At 66.5% G+C, this 753-nt stretch carries 1 protein-coding gene; it reads right to left on the minus strand.

All coding sequences use genetic code 11. From position 1 onward, the window contains the following. The coding region (locus tag EN906_RS36020) for an alanine--tRNA ligase-related protein (RefSeq protein ID WP_245484416.1) at positions 1-753 on the minus strand (753 nt) is incomplete at both ends.

Consider the following 753-nt stretch of genomic DNA (forward strand, 5'->3'; position numbering starts at 1 on the left):
CGCCTATCCTGCTCGTCGAGATGTTTGCGCGCGGCTTCGCCGGTCAGCGCCTCGATGCGGCGCACGCCGGCGGCGACCGCGCTGTCCGACACGACACGCACCAGGCCGATATCGCCAGTCGCCCGGACATGCGTTCCGCCGCAAAGCTCGACCGAATAGGGCCGGTTGGCCTTGGCGCCGTGAACGCCGGTGCCCATCGACACGACGCGCACTTCGTCGCCGTATTTCTCGCCGAACAGCGCCATGGCGCCTTCGGCAATGGCATCGTCGACCGACATCAGGCGCGTGGACACCGGGCCGTTCTGGACGACGATCTCGTTGGCCATGCGCTCGACCTCTTCGAGATCCTCCGGTGAAATGGGCTTGTTGTGCGAGATGTCGAAGCGCAGGCGCTCGGGCGCGACCAGCGAGCCCTTCTGCGCGACATGGCTGCCCAGCACCTCGCGCAGCGCCTCATGGATCAGATGCGTCGCGGAATGGTTGGCGCGCAACCTGGAGCGGCGCGCATGGTCGACTTTGAGCTCGACGGCAACACCGGTCTTGACCGTGCCGCTGGCCACCTCGCCGATGTGGACGAATAGCCCATCGGCCTTCTTCTGCGTGTCGGAAACCTCGATCGAGAAGCCCTCGCCTGAAATAACGCCGGTGTCGCCCATCTGGCCGCCGGACTCGGCATAGAACGGGGTCTGGTTGACGACGATCGCCACCGCGTCGCCCTTGCCGGCGCTGTCCACGGTCTTGCCGTCCCTGACC

It is taken from the genome of Mesorhizobium sp. M7A.F.Ca.CA.004.06.1.1, from assembly GCF_003999135.1.
Lineage (GTDB): Bacteria > Pseudomonadota > Alphaproteobacteria > Rhizobiales > Rhizobiaceae > Mesorhizobium.